The sequence below is a fragment of the Paraliobacillus sediminis genome (assembly GCF_003426055.1).
In genome coordinates, this window is sequence record NZ_QJSI01000004.1 from 117,826 (window position 1) to 133,567 (window position 15,742).

Annotated in this window: 16 protein-coding genes; 13 read left to right on the forward strand and 3 right to left on the reverse strand. The window is 34.5% G+C overall.

Going from position 1 to position 15,742, the window contains the following annotated elements:
- Positions 1–140: 140 nt before the first annotated feature.
- The 3 genes from map (at position 141) to D2K60_RS19625 (ending at position 2,485) form a co-directional block, all read left to right on the forward strand.
- Positions 141–890: a type I methionyl aminopeptidase gene (gene map / locus D2K60_RS19615; protein WP_117170802.1), complete on the forward strand. Its 750-nt coding sequence runs from the start codon at positions 141–143 to the stop codon at positions 888–890.
- A 570-nt stretch (positions 891–1,460) separates the two neighbouring features.
- Positions 1,461–2,195, forward strand: coding sequence for an AzlC family ABC transporter permease (locus D2K60_RS19620; protein WP_117170803.1), 735 nt, complete (start codon positions 1,461–1,463; stop codon positions 2,193–2,195).
- The gene (locus tag D2K60_RS19625) at positions 2,192–2,485 is read left to right on the forward strand and encodes an AzlD domain-containing protein (RefSeq protein WP_117170804.1); all 294 of its coding nucleotides are present in this window, start codon (positions 2,192–2,194) and stop codon (positions 2,483–2,485) included. The genes D2K60_RS19620 and D2K60_RS19625 overlap by 4 nt, the downstream gene beginning before the upstream one ends.
- A 26-nt stretch (positions 2,486–2,511) precedes the next feature.
- Here D2K60_RS19625 and D2K60_RS19630 read toward each other — a convergent pair whose 3' ends face one another.
- On the reverse strand, positions 2,512–3,390 hold the full coding sequence (locus D2K60_RS19630; RefSeq protein WP_117170805.1) for a cation diffusion facilitator family transporter: 879 nt from the start codon (positions 3,388–3,390) through the stop codon (positions 2,512–2,514).
- A gap of 278 nt (positions 3,391–3,668) precedes the next feature.
- On the opposite strand from D2K60_RS19630, the gene D2K60_RS19635 reads away from it, so the two are divergent.
- The 6 genes from D2K60_RS19635 (at position 3,669) to D2K60_RS19660 (ending at position 8,420) form a co-directional block, all read left to right on the forward strand.
- Complete coding sequence (locus D2K60_RS19635) at positions 3,669–4,907, forward strand: MFS transporter (protein WP_117170806.1); 1,239 nt, start codon at positions 3,669–3,671, stop codon at positions 4,905–4,907.
- 128 nt (positions 4,908–5,035) lie between these two features.
- Positions 5,036–5,281: an IDEAL domain-containing protein gene (locus tag D2K60_RS19640; RefSeq protein ID WP_117170807.1), complete on the forward strand. Its 246-nt coding sequence runs from the start codon at positions 5,036–5,038 to the stop codon at positions 5,279–5,281.
- A 134-nt stretch (positions 5,282–5,415) separates the two neighbouring features.
- Positions 5,416–6,234: a M15 family metallopeptidase gene (locus D2K60_RS19645; RefSeq protein WP_117170808.1), complete on the forward strand. Its 819-nt coding sequence runs from the start codon at positions 5,416–5,418 to the stop codon at positions 6,232–6,234.
- A 115-nt stretch (positions 6,235–6,349) separates the two neighbouring features.
- Positions 6,350–7,726, forward strand: coding sequence for a class II fumarate hydratase (gene fumC / locus D2K60_RS19650; protein ID WP_117170809.1), 1,377 nt, complete (start codon positions 6,350–6,352; stop codon positions 7,724–7,726).
- A gap of 107 nt (positions 7,727–7,833) precedes the next feature.
- Entirely contained in the window at positions 7,834–8,034 is a 201-nt protein-coding gene (locus tag D2K60_RS19655; RefSeq protein WP_117170810.1) for an alpha/beta-type small acid-soluble spore protein, read from the forward strand.
- A gap of 134 nt (positions 8,035–8,168) precedes the next feature.
- Positions 8,169–8,420, forward strand: coding sequence for a hypothetical protein (locus tag D2K60_RS19660; protein WP_117170811.1), 252 nt, complete (start codon positions 8,169–8,171; stop codon positions 8,418–8,420).
- Positions 8,421–9,024: 604 nt separating this feature from the next.
- On the opposite strand, the gene D2K60_RS19665 is transcribed toward D2K60_RS19660, so the two are convergent.
- Both D2K60_RS19665 and D2K60_RS19670 read right to left on the reverse strand, forming a co-directional pair.
- A complete protein-coding gene (locus D2K60_RS19665) occupies positions 9,025–10,128 on the reverse strand; it encodes an ABC transporter ATP-binding protein (RefSeq protein ID WP_117170812.1) in 1,104 nt (367 codons plus the stop codon).
- Positions 10,129–10,242: 114 nt separating this feature from the next.
- On the reverse strand, positions 10,243–11,151 hold the full coding sequence (locus tag D2K60_RS19670) for a PucR family transcriptional regulator (RefSeq protein ID WP_117170813.1): 909 nt from the start codon (positions 11,149–11,151) through the stop codon (positions 10,243–10,245).
- A 141-nt stretch (positions 11,152–11,292) separates the two neighbouring features.
- On the opposite strand from D2K60_RS19670, the gene D2K60_RS19675 reads away from it, so the two are divergent.
- The 4 genes from D2K60_RS19675 to D2K60_RS19690 all read left to right on the forward strand — a co-directional run bounded on the left by D2K60_RS19675 (position 11,293) and on the right by D2K60_RS19690 (position 15,307).
- Entirely contained in the window at positions 11,293–12,426 is a 1,134-nt protein-coding gene (locus D2K60_RS19675; protein WP_117170814.1) for a DUF445 family protein, read from the forward strand.
- A 69-nt stretch (positions 12,427–12,495) separates the two neighbouring features.
- Positions 12,496–12,843: a YlbF/YmcA family competence regulator gene (locus D2K60_RS19680; protein WP_117170815.1), complete on the forward strand. Its 348-nt coding sequence runs from the start codon at positions 12,496–12,498 to the stop codon at positions 12,841–12,843.
- Between the two features lie 309 nt (positions 12,844–13,152).
- Positions 13,153–14,052: an ABC transporter ATP-binding protein gene (locus D2K60_RS19685; protein WP_117170816.1), complete on the forward strand. Its 900-nt coding sequence runs from the start codon at positions 13,153–13,155 to the stop codon at positions 14,050–14,052.
- Positions 14,045–15,307, forward strand: coding sequence for an ABC transporter permease (locus D2K60_RS19690; RefSeq protein ID WP_117170817.1), 1,263 nt, complete (start codon positions 14,045–14,047; stop codon positions 15,305–15,307). The genes D2K60_RS19685 and D2K60_RS19690 overlap by 8 nt, the downstream gene beginning before the upstream one ends.
- Positions 15,308–15,742 lie beyond the last annotated feature (435 nt).

Below are 15,742 nucleotides of genomic sequence, written 5' to 3' on the forward strand. Positions count from 1 at the left end.
TGCATTTTTATCAATTAGCAGTTTTTAATGCAAAATAGTCATGGGAATATCTAATTTATGATAAACTTATTATAATATTGCATACATAATAATAAAAGGAAAATATGATATAGTAAAAAGAATGAAAGGGAGTATGAACGATGATCACACGAAAAAGTGCAAGAGAGATTACTATGATGGAAGAAGCGGGTAAGTTGTTAGCTTCTTGTCATAAAGAAATTTCTAAAATGATGAAACCAGGCGTTACAACAAAAGAAATTGATGATTTTGTTGAAAAATTTCTAGCAGATAATGGTGCAACTCCTGAACAAAAGGGATATAACGGTTATGAATATGCAACTTGTGCATCTGTAAACGATGAGATTTGTCACGGATTTCCACGAAGCGAACCATTGAGCAATGGTGATATAGTAACAATTGATATGGTAGTGAATTTGAATGGTGGTTTGGCTGACTCTGCCTGGACATATGTGGTTGGAGAAGCGGATGAAAAGACACAACGTTTTTTAGATGTAACAAAAGAGTCACTTTATAGAGGTATAAAAGAAGCGAAGGCTGGAAATCGTATTGGTGATATTGGTTACGCAATTCAGCAGTATGCAGAGGCAGAAGGTTATGCAGTTGTACGTGACTTTACTGGGCATGGAATTGGGCCAACTATCCATGAAGAACCACATATTCCTCATTTTGGTCTAGCTGGAAAAGGTCCGCGTTTAAAAGAAGGTATGGTTATTACGATTGAACCTATGTTAAATGAAGGGTCTTGGCATAGTAAGATGGATAATAATAATTGGACGGCAAGAACAGTAGATGGAGAAAGATCAGCACAATTTGAACATACAATCGTGATAACGAAAAACGAACCATTAATTATTACAGATCAAGATTAAGTTGAATGGAGAAAGCAAGGTAATCATTACCTTGCTTTCTTTTTAATTGATTTTCAACTGAGTAGATAGAAACTGCGACGTAGTGGAACTTTCTTACCCGCTACGTCAGCAAATGGATTCCCTTTCCGTGGGCACAGTCTCAGCTAACTTGGTAAAGAAAAACACTTTACCAAGTGGATCTTCAACTTGTGCTGTTCCCACAGGAGTGTCATCCATTTGCTTCCTTCGCTAGAAAGAACTAAAGTCCGAAAAGGTCTGTTATTGTTGATATTGCAACTTCATCAATAAACATATTACCGACCAGCGATGAAAATCCACTACGACTCCTGCAGGAACAGCGCGATCTGAAGATCCACTTGGAAGTGTTTTTCTTCCAAGTTAGCTGAAGACGTGCCTGCGGAAAGCGTAGTGGATTTTTAGAGCGAGATAAGCCGTTAAATTATGTCGTAGTTGATGATATATTATGATGTAAGACTATTGCGTTTGCTTTTAGTTTTTTTGAAAATAGCTTTTTCACATGGTTTAATAATATGTTAAAGTATTATAAATATATAAAGGAACACAGGGGGGATGGCAGTGGCTGAAAGAGTTCTAATAGAACGCCATACATCACAGAGAATGAAAATGATTCAAAAAGGTTTTTTGACTGGTTTACCTATTATGTTTGGTTATTTACCGATCGCAATTACATTTGGTGTTCTTGCCTCACAGTCAGGTATGACTTTAATGGAGTTAACAGCAATGAGTGTATTTGTATACGCTGGAGCAGCGCAGTTTATGGGGGCTAATATGATTGCACTTGGTGCCGGTTCTATTGAAATTATTATAGCTACTTTTGTGTTGAATTTTCGTCACTTTGTGTTGAGCTTATCATTTATGAACAGATCTAAAGCGCTTGATATAAAGTGGAAGGCTCCGCTTTCTCTAGGACTAACAGATGAATCATTTTCTGTAGCATCGCTTCATACCAAAGAAGCAAATGAAAAAGATGGGGCTTATTTCTATGTTGGTTTAATGCTAACTGCCTATTTATCATGGGTGTTAGGTTCTGTTTTGGGCGGTATATTGGGCGATGTTATACCTGAATCCCTAAGTATGAGTATGGGAATCGCATTGTATGCTATGTTTATTGCACTGTTAATACCATCTGTTAAGGTAGAAGTACGTTTTGGTATTATTGCTGTCTTGGCAATGATTTTTAATTATATATTTAATATTCAAATGGCTCAAGGTTGGGCTATTATATGTAGTACATTGTTGGCCAGTTTTATTGGTACACTGTTTGTAAAGGTGGAAGAAAAATGATTCCATTTATAATCATTGGTATGGCACTTGTGACGATTATACCAAGGCTGATTCCTGCCTTTATAGTCGACAAAGTAAACTTTCCTAATTGGGTAAATAATTGGCTCAATGTAATACCATATGCTGCATTAGGTGCTTTAATTTTTCCAGGTATTCTAACGGTCATACCTGAAGAACCTTGGATTGGCTTTGTTGGCGGACTTACAGCGATAGCATTAGCATTATTTAGATTAAATATTATTGTTGTTTTACTAGGTGCTTCTGCTACAGTATTCCTATTAACAATTTAAAAAGTAACGAGGAAACTATTTCCTCGTTACTTTTTTTGGGATGGAAAGGGTTCAATATGAATGTGTGCATGTGGTACATCATGTTTTTTAGATAATAGATCTTCAATCCGATCCGTGATATGATGACTTTGTTTTACTGTTAACTCAGGGTCTACATAAATAGTAATCTCAATTAATGCTTGGTTCCCATGTAAACGTCCTTTCATATCTTTCACTTCTAGGACTTCTTCATCACTTATTATACTCGCTCGTATGACATCTAACTTCTCTTCGTCAAATCCGTCAGTTAATGTATGGCTTGCATTTTTGAATATATCCCAAGCTGTTTTACAAATGATGAAACCAACAAGCAGTCCAGTTACGGGATCTAACCAGTACAAGCCGAGTTGTGCACCGACAATACCGATAAATGCACCAATACTAACAAGTGCATCGGCCCTGTTGTCTTGTGCAGCAGCATATAATGATGTGCTATTTACCGTTTTTGATAGTTGCAGGTTATAGTGATAAACACCAAACATGACAAATGCTGCGGTTAGAGCAGTCCAAGCAGTTAACCAACTTGGCTGGGTATAGTTTGTTTCAATTATAGATTGAAAAGCACCAATAATAACTTGTAATCCAACGCTGATCATAATAAACGCTGCTACAAGCGATGCAATTGTTTCGGCACGAAAATGACCATAATGGTGATCTTCATCTGGAGGCTTTCTCGATATACGAAGACCAATTAAAACGGCAATTGATGCAATGACGTCTGTTGTATTATTTAGTCCGTCTGCACGTAATGCGGCAGAACCACCAATTGTTGCGACGATTAATTTAGCAGAGGCTAGAGTGAGGTATGCAATGATACTTACCCAAGCTCCTTTCTCTCCTTTTTTATAATTTTCATACTGACTCATGACGTCTCCTCCAATAGTTTCTAACTAGCATACATATCTTATCAAATATTCTATGACTGAGTCTAGAGAAAAAAAGCTTCGTCAGGCAATATCAATTGGGATATAGCAAGGATGTTTGCTTTACGAAACAATTCCAAACACTTCAGAATTTTTGTTATGTTGAGAGTTTGTATCTTTTTTTATAAAAAATACATGAAATAGAGAGGAAGAAAGCATAATAGCTTAAAGTAAACCACATGTTAATATATATTACTTTATATTTAGGAAGGGATGACTTTATGGCTCGAAATAATTCGGGGACTGGTCCAGATGAAGATGAAGTACACGAAAAAAGGTGGGCAATTGTTTCATTGGCCTCTATTCCGCTTATCATGACATTAGGAAATTCAATGCTTATTCCTATATTACCATTAATGGAGAAAGAGCTTGATATTTCTAAGATGCAATCGAGCTATATTATAACGGTGTATTCTCTTGTTGCAATTTTGCTTATACCAATAGCTGGTTTTTTATCTGATCGATTTGGAAGAAAAACAGTTATTATTCCTTCGCTATTAATAGCAGGTGCTGGCGGATTAATAGCAGGTTATGCTGCTTGGAAAATGGAATCACCTTACGTTGTCATTTTAATTGGACGAATATTACAAGGCGTTGGTGTATCTGGAACGGCACCGATTGTTTTACCATTAGTAGGGGACATGTTTAAACGTGAAAAAGATATAAGTGCTACATTAGGACTTGTAGAAACCTCGAATACATTTGGGAAAGTATTGAGTCCGATTTTAGGTGCAGCTTTAGCAAGTCTATTTTGGTTTCTTCCCTTTTTATCTATACCAATTTTCTGTTTGATATCTACAATTTTGGTCTTATTTTTAGTAAAAAAACCAAAAAATGAAAAAAAACCGATAGAAGTTAAAACTTTTTGGAAAGAAACAAAAAAAGCTTTTAAAAAACATGGAAGATGGCTAGTAGCCGTGTACCTTATCGGTGCAATCTTAATGTTTATTCTATTCGGAATCTTGTTTTACTTATCCAGTATGCTAGAAGATAATTACGCTATTACTGGGATGAAAAAAGGCTTCTACTTAGCTGGCCCATTGGCTGCTTTGTGTTTGGCTTCCTATCTGACTGGTAAACGAATTAAATCTCATATAAAAGTAATGAAATGGACAATATTTTTTGGACTTCTTGTACTAGCAGCTGCAGTAATCGCGATTTATTTTTCAGATCACTTTATCTATATTTTAGTTGTTTTTTTAGTTGGAGGAGTTGGAATTGGTGTTGGATTACCATGTTTAGATGCAATTATTACGGAGAGCCTTGATAAAGAAGTTAGAGGGACAATCACTTGCTTCTATAGCTCAGCACGTTATTTAGGTGTAGCAGCCGGTCCACCAGCAACAGCTTTTTTAATGCGACATGATATAATTTGGATGGTAATGACATTCACTGTTTTTATTGCAATTGCAATTTATTTTTCTTTAATGAAAATCAAACCAGAAAGCAATAGCTCATAAACTCAATGTTTAATTTTGAATGTATAAGGGAAACTGTTAAATAAATATTCTGAAAATTGTGCGATAAACTATTGCATTTAGAGCTGAAATCTAGGATAATGGAAAAAAGGAACTAGGAGGCGTGTTCCATGAAGAAGCAAAAAGTGAATTACACGTTGAGAGCATTTAATGGTAAGAAAGACACACCAATTGAAGCGAAACGAGAAATTTCATTTGAGATCAAACTTGCATCAACATTAATCTTGGATTCATTGGTTTCACAATGGAATAAATCTAATTTAGAAAACAAAATTAATGATTCAATTGACAAGCAGGATAAAGAGACGTTTCTTCATTTAAGTAAAGAATATCAATCATACTCATGGGAATATTAAAATAGTTAGTCCTTGTCCATCAGAGACAGGGACTTTTTTTGCGTGAAAAGTGGTTTGAATTTCCTTTCTCAACGAAGATTAGAATATGTTATAGTAAATAAGAATTTAAAATAGTAATCGAAGGGATTTTTAGAATGCGTTTATGGTTATTTCCACTTATTTTAGTAAGCTGTTTATTTATTACTGCGTGTCAGCAGATTAATAACGAGCAAGAGCCCATAACTCAAGATGATACAAATCAAAATGAAACTGTCGAAGAGACGCAAGAAGAGGATACAGTAGAGGAAGAAAACGATAGCACGGAAGAAATAGAAGAAGAAGTCAATAAACATATTGCAGAAGTGGAAGATGAAACTGGCTTACATGTAGTAGACAATCCAGAAAGTAGCCAAGTTTATCTTAACAAACAACGAAAGCTTCCAGATGGCTATGAACCAGCTGATTTAGTTGATCCAAATGTGTACCATTATGCTGCAGAAGGTGATCCAAAACGTCAGATGCGTGAAGAAGCTGCTAATGCATTGGAATCTTTATTTGCTCGTGCAAAAGAACAAGGAATTGATCTAATTGCGGTATCAGGATATCGATCTTATGATCGACAGAAACAAATATATGATAATAGTGTCGCATCTAATGGACAAGAATACGCTGATAAATACTCCGCTAGTCCTGGTACAAGTGAACACCAAACAGGTTTAGCTATGGATATAGGTTCTGCTACTGAAACAGTGGCAACGTTATTAGAAGAATCGTTTAAACAAACGAGTGAAGGAGAATGGTTAGCAGAAAATGCCCACCAAGAGGGATTCATTATTAGATATCCAGAAGGAAAAAGTGATATAACTGGCTATAATTATGAACCATGGCATATTCGCTACGTAGGTAAGGAAATTGCTACAAAAATTTATGATGAAGATCTTACATTAGAAGAATACTTTGGCTATGATTATTAATAATAAACAGGATCCTTTCTCGAATAGTTGAGAAAGGATTTTTGTATGTAGTTATATAGGAATAAAAACTGTAGAATAGATAGTAATTAATAAATATCGAGGAGTGTCGTTTAACGTGGATTATCGTGTAGAGATAGATACATTAGGAGAAGTGAAAGTTCCAATAGATAAATACTGGGGAGCGCAAACGCAACGGAGTATAGAGAATTTTCCAATTGGAACGGAGAAAATGCCACTAGAAATCATCACAGCATTTGCTTTATTAAAAAGGAGTGCTGCAATCGCGAATCATAAATTAGGTATATTAGAAAAAGACAAAATGGATGCGATTGTCTTTGCAACAGATAAAATAATAGCAGGAGAGTTATCTAATCACTTTCCATTAGTAGTATGGCAAACGGGAAGTGGAACACAAACAAATATGAATATAAATGAAGTAGTTGCTTATGTTGGAAATGAATGGTTAAAGGATAAAAACAGCAAATACACCATACATCCTAATGATGATGTTAATAAATCACAGAGTTCAAATGATACGTTCCCAACAGTTATGCATCTAGCTGCTATGCAACAAATTAAAAGTCAATTATTGCCCAGTTTAGATAAATTAACACGTACATTATTGGAAAAAATGGAGAAATACCCACATGTAATTAAAATTGGTCGAACACATTTACAGGATGCTACACCGTTAACGTTTGGACAAGAAATAAGTGGATGGCACCATATGCTTGTTAAAACAAAAGAAATGATTGAAGAAAGTAGTCGTCATTTATTAGAATTAGCAATTGGTGGAACAGCAGTAGGAACAGGGTTAAATGCACCTAAGGAATTTTCCAAAGAAGTTTGTGAAATAATCAGTGATTACACAAAAATACCATTTAAATCAGCACCAAATAAGTTTCATGCATTGACAAGTCATGATCAAATTGTACATACACATGGTGCATTAAAAGCATTAGCTGGTGATTTAATGAAAATTGCCAATGATATTCGTTGGTTAGCGAGTGGTCCTCGAGCAGGTATAGGAGAAATTGAAATCCCTGTTAATGAACCAGGAAGTTCGATTATGCCAGGTAAAGTTAATCCGACACAAGCAGAAGCCATGACGATGATTGTCTCTCAAGTAATGGGGAATGATGCAACAATTGGTTTTGCAGCAAGCCAAGGTAATTTTCAACTGAACGTATTTAAACCAGTAATCAGTTATAATTTTTGGCAATCTGTACAGTTATTAGCTGATGGTATGGAATCTTTTGATAAACGATGTATCCAAGGAATGGAGCCAATTGAATCACAAATGGAAGCACATCTAAATAATTCTTTAATGCTTGTTACTGCATTAAATCCTCATATTGGTTATGAAAATGCAGCTAAAATAGCAAAAAAAGCTTTTCAAGAGGAAATTACCTTAAAGCAAGCTGCTATCATGTTGGAGATAGTAACTGAGGAAGAGTTTGATAAATTTGTTGATCCCAAACGGATGATTTAATACAAGAAATATGCTAAATAAGAAATAAGGTTAAGTTACCAAATATTGAATTTAATAAGATCAGCTATTCTGTTTACACTATTTATTGTAGGAGGTGAATAGTTGATATGGCACAAAGTAACCAATCAAACCAATTACTAGTACCTGGAATCGAACAAGCTCTTGACCAAATGAAATTTGAAATTGCACAAGAATTTGGTGTATCTTTAGGAGCAAACGAAACATCTAGAGCAAACGGTTCTGTAGGTGGCGAAATCACCAAGCGTTTAGTTCAACAAGCAGAACAACAATTTAATTCTCAACAATAATTGAATAAGAATATGGCATGAAAAGGGGCACATTATGTGTCCCTTTTATTTGAAGAATGATCTTCGATATCTCTAACGATATTTAAAAAGAAAAAGATTTACGGTGAAAGACTACTTGAAAGAAGCTGATAACTTTGTATATGTGTCCCATCTGTAATGGATTTGCAAAAGTCAACACGATTTGTCCATCGTGTAATACAGAAATGGATGAAAAAGGGCGTTTAATTGAACAGTTAGGTGACTATGCCCCATACTTAGATAATGAAGGTATGAAGCTCTTTGATGGAGATAGTACATCAAAAACTAATCATACCTGTGTACATGTATTTACTTGTCCAACATGTGAGATAGAACAAGTGAAATCGATTGAAGAAGTAATTATATGAAAAATAAAACACTTAAAATACTATATAGTTTGTTGATGTAATCGTGTATATGAACTGCCATATATAAATTTATCAGTTATTCATTGTTAAAGGCTGTGTTCTAATGGATTGTTGTTTATGAATAAATTTTTCTGAACTCCCTTACATCGGAATTTGAATCAACTGCGACGTAACAGAATTTATTGCCCCGCTTCACAAGTGAAATTGACTCCCTTTCCGCAGGCACGGCTTCAGCTAACTTTGGAAAGCAAAAAGCGCTTTCCAAAGTGGATCTTCAGCCCGTGCTGTTCCTGCAGGAGTGTCGTCAATTTCACTTGATACGCTAGTTTGGTACACTGTAATAGTAGAAGAGCATAATTTAATTACAAGTCGAAAAGGTACGCTATCAAGCGAGACCATTTACTGACGCAGCGGGTAATAAAGTATAACTACGTCGCAGTTTCTATCGAGTACGAATATTGAAGGCAACAATGTTTGCGAATAGAGCCATTTTAAAAATCAAAAAAGCACCGTATTTATACGGTGCTTTTTGTTATGCATTTTTCATCAATATAATTAGTTTTTTTGATGGGTAATGAAACCATCAACAATTTTTGACCTTATATTATTTGATTCGTAATTCTGTCTCTTGATCAAAGAAATGTGCTTTGTGCATATCAAGTGCTAGTTCGATTGTTTCTCCACCATTTATATCAGTACGAGAATCAACGCGTGCGACAAAGTCTTGATCAGCTAATTTGGAATAAAGGAATGACTCTGCACCCATTAATTCAGCTACATCAATGATTGCGGATATCTTAGATTCTGGGTTAGCATCAATAAAGATAGGCTCATCATGCATGTCTTCTGGACGAACACCTAAAGCTAACTCTTTTCCTACATATCCTTGCTCACGAAGAATTTTCATTTTACCTTCAGGAACTTTAATTTTATTATCTTCATTTATTGAAAATTGTCCGTCTTCTAAAGTACCAGTAAAGAAGTTCATTGATGGTGAACCAATGAATCCGCCAACAAAAATGTTATCAGGCTTGTCATATACTTCTTTAGGAGCACCAACTTGTTGTATGATACCATCTTTTAGAACAACAAGGCGTGTTGCCATCGTCATTGCTTCTGTTTGGTCATGTGTTACATAAACAGTTGTTGTTTGTAAACGTTTGTGTAGTTTTTGAATCTCTGCACGCATCTGTACACGTAATTTTGCATCCAAGTTAGATAAAGGTTCATCCATCAAGAAGACTTTAGCATCACGTACAATTGCACGCCCTAGTGCTACACGTTGACGTTGTCCACCAGATAAAGCCTTAGGTTTACGATCTAAGTATGCTTCTAATCCAAGTATCTTAGCTGCATTATTAACACGTTTTTCAATTTCGTCTTTTTTAAATTTACGAAGCTTAAGTCCAAAAGCCATATTGTCTCGTACAGTCATATGTGGATACAATGCATAGTTTTGGAATACCATTGCAATATCACGATCTTTTGGTGCTACGTCGTTCATTAAAGTGTCATCAATATAAAACTCACCTGATGAAATTTCTTCTAGTCCTGCAATCATTCGAAGTGTTGTTGATTTACCACAACCAGATGGACCAACGAATACTACAAATTCTTTATCCTTTATTTCAAGATTAAAGTTATCAACTGCTTTTGCTGCATCTTTCTCGTATACTTTATCAATATTTTTCAATGTTAGTTCAGCCATGTGAAACCCTCCTGTTTTTGTAAGCGTTTTATCTTATGTGTATAGTCTACTTAAATATGATGTTTACGTAAATGGCAAACATGCACAAAAAAATGACGGCTTGTTTGTGCACGCTTACATACTTTGTTTTAATTTCTTTTTTAGTAACAGCGTTAAGTACACAGATAGAGCACCTTCGAATTGTTTCACATCGATATTTGTTTTTTCAATGAATTTATCAATTCGATATTGTAAACTGTTCCGATGCATATACATTTTTTTGGCAGCTAAAGAGGTATTCGAGTTACATTCAAGGAATATTTGAATTGTTTTAAGTAATTCTTCATCTTGATCTGTTTCTTGTAAAATAGAATCAATCATCATTATATAGTCTGTTTCTAATAGAGAGGCGCTTACTAAATAAGGAACAGCTGTAACATAATTCATAACCGACTTTTTTTCATATTGATGTACGATATGAAATGATCTTTTAATCCATTGATAGTAAACTGGACTCTTTTGTAAATCGGTGAAAAAAGGTCCGACGTAAAAAAGAATATTAATATAGAAGTCACTCATAAATACATCGATAATTTGATCATATGAAATATCGTCTTCTAAATTAGGTTTAATTTCTTCAATAATAATGCCTTCCTGTTGATTCTCCCAAATTATAGGCACCTGATGTGGGAAGAGGCCGTGTATTGCTTCTTGAAAAGCTATGGGATCAATTGATTCAGATAATGCAAAATAAACAAAACGATAGGTATCTGGCGCGAATTCCCATTCTTCTTTGTTATTTTCAAATAGTAACTGCATCCATTGTTTCTCCCTATTTGTGTTAGCGGAATGAGACTTATTACCATAGTAAGGTGTTAAAAAAGTATCTAGTAATTGTTTTTCTTTGATGTTTATTTCCTTTTTATCTATACCAATTATTTCATTATTATTTGCAGTAAACCAAAGGTATCCTTTTTTTAAAATTAAGTCATTCTTATTACCCCGTAGCAAAGATGGGAATATTTCTTCAAGTTTTTCTAGCATATAGATACCTCTTTCTATATTCGTTTCTTCTATTATAACAAATTCAAACATATAGAGGACGATAACTTTTCATGTAAATGAATTATCACTATAATGGTATAATATAAAAGTATAATCTTGTAGAAGGGAAGTTGGTGTGCAATGTCACCGGTAGTAATAGTTATAATAATGATTGGAATTGGCGCACTTATTGGTGGTATTACGAATTCCTTAGCAATTAAAATGCTCTTTCGCCCGCATGAGGCGAAGTATATTGGTACGTTTAAAATTCCATTCACGCCAGGCTTAATTCCGAAGAGAAAAGAAGAATTAGCGAAACAATTAGGAAAGATGGTAGTAGAACATCTAATTACTGTTGAGGGTATACAAAATAAATTATTTCATGCCGATTTTAAAATTCAAATAGAAAAGTGGTTCGCCAAAGAATTAGATCGTTTCATTCATTCAGATCAGACTATTCGTATGTTAGTAAAAAAAATAAATCTAAATATAGACGATACGCGAATAAAAGAAAGCGCACAAAAATGGTTGAAAAGCTATCAAAAGGACTGGATGGATAAAAATGGTACCAAACACATTAGTGAAATTATTGATCCACATATCCTGGAAGAGATAGAACCTTATCTACCTGATATTGCAGCAATGATTCAACAAAAGGTAAATCAATATATTGCGGGAGAAGCTGCTGCAAATAAAATGCAAGAGTTAATTGATACATACTTTACGGATAAGGGTTTTTTGGGAAATATGTTAGCATCGGTGTTTGGTGGGAAAACAGTTGTGGATAAGATACAACCGATATTCGTAAACTATACACAATCAGATGATATGCAGGCAGTAATTGAAAAGCTATTACGTAAAGAATGGGATAATGTATTACTGCAATCTGCAAATCAGGTTGAAGAAAAAATCGGACAAGATCGAATTGCAACTTTCATTGATTATGCAGTTGAAACCTATCTTCCAGTTAATGAAATGGTTGATAAACCGATTCGTATTTGGTTAGGATCGCTTTCTCCTTTAGTCGATCAGGTCGTTACAGGCGCTACAACTCAATTCTTGCATGTGCTAAATAAAAGAATAGGCCCTTTACTTCATACCCTTGGTTTAGAAGAGATTGTTGAAAAGGAGGTACAGGCATTTCCTTTGAAGAGAGTAGAGGAGCTTGTATTAAACATTTCACGCAAAGAATTAAAATTAATCACTTATTTGGGCGCCTTATTGGGTGGTTTAATTGGATTAATTCAAGGAATTATTATCGTATTGGTTGGATAATTAATATAGGTTTGTTATAGTAAATGAGTGAGTTATAAAGAAGGATTAAACGTAGGAGGATTTTTTAAAATGGCTAATATTCAAGATAGTGCACATGATTTAGAAAACGCAATACGAAACAGTGAAGAATTTCAAGATTTGAAACAAGCATATGAAACTGTTATGGCAGATGAAGTTGCGAAAAAAATGTTCGAAGACTTCCGTAATACACAAATAGAGTTACAAGAAAAACAAATGCAAGGACAAGAAATTACAGAAGAAGAAGTAGAAAAAGCACGTAAAGTTGTTGAGACAGTTCAACAACACGAGCAGATTTCTAAATTAATGGATCAAGAACAACGCTTAAATGTTTTAATTAATGATATTAGTAAAACAATTACGAAGCCTTTAGAAGAATTGTACGGCGCACAAGAATAAATATACTTTTTAAAAAAACTTGCTAATGATAGCAAGTTTTTTTATTTGAAATTGTATTGACATTAGACTTATTTATATTCACTATATTGATATACAATACATCAAGTAGCGATATAACATCAGATGAAAACAGATGTGAAAGACTGGTTTTAACTAAATATGATTTTTAAAGTGCTATCTACTTCTTTTATAAGCGATTATTAAAATTAGGTTAAAGATAAAAGAAGTAGAAGATAATGTGAAACTTTTATGAATTTGCGACGTATTAATAATTAGACAGGTTTTTAATGAGAGAGGAGAAATGACATTATGACGTTAAAGTTAGAACAAGTTACTAAAAAATTTGGCGACTTTACTGCTGTTAATCAATTATCACTTGAAATACCAGAAAAACAGATATTTGGTTTTCTAGGTGCGAATGGCGCAGGAAAGACAACTACTTTTCGAATGATCTTAGGATTGATGGATGCTTCAGAGGGAAAAGTTAGCTGGAATGGTGAAGCGATAGATTATAGTAAAAGTGATCAAATTGGCTATTTGCCAGAAGAAAGAGGGTTGTATCCTAAGCTCACGGTCAAGGATCAAATTATTTATTTAGGAAGACTGCGTGGGATGCAAAAAAAGGATATTATCTTGGAATTAGAACAATGGTTAGAACGATTTAAAGTTCCTGAAAATATCGATAAAAAGATCGAAGAATTGTCAAAGGGAAATCAACAGAAAATCCAATTTATTTCAGCTGTCATACATAAGCCTAAACTACTCATATTGGATGAACCTTTTTCTGGATTAGACCCTGTTAATGTCGAAATGATGGTACGCGCAGTCAAAGATTTAAAAGAGCAAGGCACATCAATTGTTTTTTCGTCGCATCAGATGGAAGTTGTTGAAGAGTTATGTGAACATCTTTGTATCATGCAACATGGTAAGCCAATTGTTCATGGCGCATTAAAAGAGATTAAACGGTCATTTGGTAAGAAAAATTTATTTATTCATGCTGATTTTGATTTAGACTTTTTGACAGATATTGTTGGTGTTCTTACACTTAAAAAGTCGCCGGAAGGTTGTAAATTACAAATTGAAAATGAAGCAGTGTCACAAACAGTGTTTGCAGCAATTCAAGATAAAGGGTTTGTCCGCAGGTTTGAATTAGAAGAACCGTCGTTGAATGATATCTTTATTGAGAAAGCAGGTGAAGCGTATGAATAAGTTTTGGATTGTCTTAGCACATACGTACTGGACACGATTTAAATCAAAATCGTTTATCATTACAACAGCTATTTTTCTTGTGTTTATTCTTGGCTTGGCAAATATTCAGTCGATTATCGATCTATTTGATAGTGATAACGAGCAGGATGTAGTTGCAGTAATTGATGAAACAGAAGAAGTGTACGATCTTCTCGCTGAAAATATAGCAATTGATGATAGTTTTGAATTAGAATTATTTGATGGAACAGTAGAAGAAGCGGAAGAAAGCGTTAAAGAAGAAGTTTACGTAGGTGTATTAAAAATTGAATCAGATCAAGATGATTTTCCAGTTGCAACGTACCATACGGAACAACTATCAAATACGTCAATTGAGTCACAATTAGAAACGCAGTTACAGCAAATTAAAGTTGCGTTAGCTACTAATCAATCTGGTATTGATCAAACTGTACTGGAGTCTATTTATTCACCTGTCGATTTTGACACTGTAGCAATTGAAACAGCGGACGGAACAACTGCTAAAACAGAAGAAGAATTAAGTGGTGCTCGTGGACTCGTGTATGTGATTCTTTTCTTATTATACTTCGCAGTGATAACGTACGGCAATATGATAGCACAGGATATAGCAAATGAAAAATCTTCACGTGTGATGGAAATATTAATTTCAAGTTCTTCACCCGTAAGTCAAATGTTTGCTAAAATTGTAGGGATTGCACTACTAGGATTAACACAAATAGGTTTGTTTATGGTAGTTGGCTTTGTCATGCTTCAACAAAAACAAGATGAACTAGTTGGCGGATTTTTTGATGCTTTTGGCTTATCAGACATTTCTGTTTCAACATTTGTCTATGCAATAGTTTTCTTTTTGTTAGGTTATTTACTGTATGCAACTTTGTCGGCAATGCTAGGTTCGCTTGTTAGTCGAATAGAAGATGTGCAACAATTAATGACACCCGTTATTTTACTGATTGTGGTTGCTTTTATGTTAGCAATATTTGGGCTCAGTGTACCTGAATCTACTGTAATTACGGTTACGTCCTTTATTCCATTCTTTACACCGATGGTTATGTTTTTACGTGTAGGAATGTTGGATATACCGTTTTGGGAAGTTGCTTTAAGTATTGGCATTATGATTGCAACGATAGCAATTTTAGCGATTATCGGAGCTAGAGTTTATCGTGGCGGTGTTCTGATGTACGGTCGTAGTGCATCATTAAAAGATTTCAAAAAAGCTATCCAATTATCAAAAAAAGAATAGGTTAAAAAAGCTTGTAACTTTGTTGCAAGCTTTTTTTATTAACTCAATTATCTCACAAAAAATAAGTATTCACGTTGACTGATTTAAGATTGGAGTATAACTGTTATATTGTTCGGTAGTCTTAAAATAAGCTGTTTCTAAAAGATTGTGTTTTATTACGAAACATCGATAAATCACATAATGTTCCATGTGTCAGATTTACCATCAACTGCGACGTAACAGGATTTCTTGACCCGCTTCACTTGATACGCTAGTTTCTTATACCGTGATAATAATAGTGATAAATTGCTTTGTTATATATTAATAATGACATTTGTCGCAAAGATACGCTATCCAGCGAAGGAAGCAAATGGGTGACACTCTAGTGCCCACAGAAAGGGAATCCATTTGCTGACGTAGCGGGTAAGGAAGTTACGTCGCAGTTTCTCTCCAATT